A 2,261-nucleotide genomic window follows, 5' to 3' on the forward strand; every position below is an offset into this window, starting at 1 on the left:
GTTTTAGATAATTGCCATCAAGGGGATCTACCGGTTTAGTATTTTTCAACTCTTGCTCACGCCGAGCTATCATCTGTTTAAAAGGAGGTAAATATTGTTGCTTTGTGGCAATGGTCGTAATAGGATTACTTTGATAATCAAAATATCCCTCTTTATTGACTTTAAATTCAATCGGTAAGTCGATTAAATAGGTGCCAATACAGCGTGTTGGTGAATTTGATAGTAACGCAGCCACTGGCTGCTGCGCTTTGGGTGGTAATGTAATTGTTTGAATATTCTTGCTAAATACCTGACAACTGGTTAATGCGGTCAGAGCGAATAGACCAACAATAAAACCACCGTAATATTTATTTGTTTTCAAAAGCACTTTCCCTTATTCTAATGCTATCAGTGATTTCTCGCCAAATGACCATAAGTTGCTTTTCACTGTATGCTTGTGTTTCATCATCTGGGATTTTGTAGTACATTTCTACCTGTAATTGTGGTGTTTTATAGGTTGGGTCGGTCATATGGATCCCTAACGAAAATACATATCCCCAATCATCGGAATCGAAGCCTTTTTCATTACGGAAAAATTGCCCTTTTGCTATCCACTCTTCTAGCAATAACCCATTACTCTCTCGCGTCCCTTTATAGAGAGTATGTCCTCGGCCTTGCGTAACATAGCCTTCTGGCTTATCAAGTAATGCATCACCTTCTTTAAAATCGTTATAATCGATCCTAAAATAAAAATTATTGATTGTATTATGCCAATAGATAAACCCCATATCTTTCCATTCACGATCCTCCCCTTGCATAAAACCGTGCAAAAAACAAAAACCTGGTGTTGTTGGAATAGTTAAATCATCGCGCAGCTTAATCCGGTCAAACAGTTTATGTAACTCAGCTAATTTTTGGGGCACGTTATTACTATAGGATTCAGGATCAATTTGCCTATCTTTAGCATATTGTTCGCCTAAGCCATTTTGTGCTTTCATTTCGATCTTTAACGTGACTTCATCTTGCCAGCGATAACCTTCTAACACTCTAAGAATATCAGAAGTACCAATACTTTCCATACGTTCAAAAATAATACCTTGCATTTTATCGGGGTTATGGGTGTGCACTGGATACACCTGTTTTAGATAATTGCCATCAAGGGGATCTACCGGTTTAGTATTTTTCAACTCTTGCTCACGCCGAGCTATCATCTGTTTAAAAGGGGGTAAATATTGTTGCTTTGTGGCAATGGTCGTAATAGGATTACTTTGATAATCAAAATATCCCTCTTCATTGACTTTAAATTCAATCGGTAAGTCGATTAAATAGGTGCCAATACAACGTGTTGGTGAATTTGATAGTAACGCAGCCACTGGCTGCTGCGCTTTGGGTGGTAATGTAATTGTTTGAATATTCTTGCTAAATACCTGACAACTGGTTGATACGGTTAGCGCGAATAGACCGACAATAAAACCACCGTAATATTTATTTGTTTTCAAAAGCACTTTCCCTTATTCTAATGCTATCAGTGATTTCTCGCCAAATGACCATAAGTTGCTTTTCACTGTATGCTTGTGTTTCATCATCTGGGATTTTGTAGTACATTTCTAAACGTAATTGTGGTGTTTTATAGGTTGGGTCGGTCATATGAATCCCCAGCGAAAATACATATCCCCAATCATCGGAATCGAAGCCTTTTTCATTACGGAAAAATTGCCCTTTTGCTATCCACTCTTCTAGCAATAACCCATTACTCTCTCGCGTCCCTTTATAGAGAGTATGTCCTCGACCTTGCGTAACATAGCCTTCTGGCATATTAAGTAATGCGTAATCTTCTTTAAAATCGTTATACTCGATCCTAAAATAGAAATCCTCTATCGTATTGTGTCTATAGGTAAATCCCATATCTTTCCATTCACGATCCTCCCCTTGCATAAAACCGTGCAAAAAACAAAAACCTGGTGTTGTTGGAATAGTTAAATCATCGCGCGGCTTAATCCGGTCAAACAGTTTATGTAACTCAGCTAATTTTTGGGGCACGTTATTACCATGGGATTCAGGCTTAATTTGCCTAGCTTTAGCATATTGTTCGCCTAAGCCATTTTTTGCTTTCATTTCGATCTTTAATGTTACTTCATCTTGCCAGCGATAACCTTCTAACACTCTAAGAATATCAGCAGTACCAATACTTTTCATGCGTTCAAAAATAATACCTTGCATTTTATCGGGGTTATGGGTGTGCACTGGATACACCTGTTTTAGATAATTGCCATCAAGGGGAT

At 38.0% G+C, this 2,261-nt stretch carries 2 protein-coding genes and 1 pseudogene; all 3 read right to left on the minus strand.

Annotated elements, in window-relative coordinates; translation table 11 throughout:
• Positions 1-361, minus strand: a pseudogene (locus tag GQ589_RS11550) (hypothetical protein); the annotation flags it as partial.
• Complete coding sequence (locus GQ589_RS11555) at positions 348-1,478, minus strand: T6SS immunity protein Tli4 family protein (protein WP_160426365.1); 1,131 nt, start codon at positions 1,476-1,478, stop codon at positions 348-350. The pseudogene GQ589_RS11550 and the gene GQ589_RS11555, both read right to left, overlap by 14 nt.
• Positions 1,465-2,261: T6SS immunity protein Tli4 family protein (locus tag GQ589_RS11560; RefSeq protein WP_202115099.1), on the minus strand; the 797-nt coding region annotated here is incomplete at its 5' end. The genes GQ589_RS11555 and GQ589_RS11560, both read right to left, overlap by 14 nt.

The sequence above is a fragment of the Gilliamella sp. Pas-s27 genome, from assembly GCF_009795865.1.
Classification (GTDB): Bacteria; Pseudomonadota; Gammaproteobacteria; order Enterobacterales; family Orbaceae; genus Gilliamella.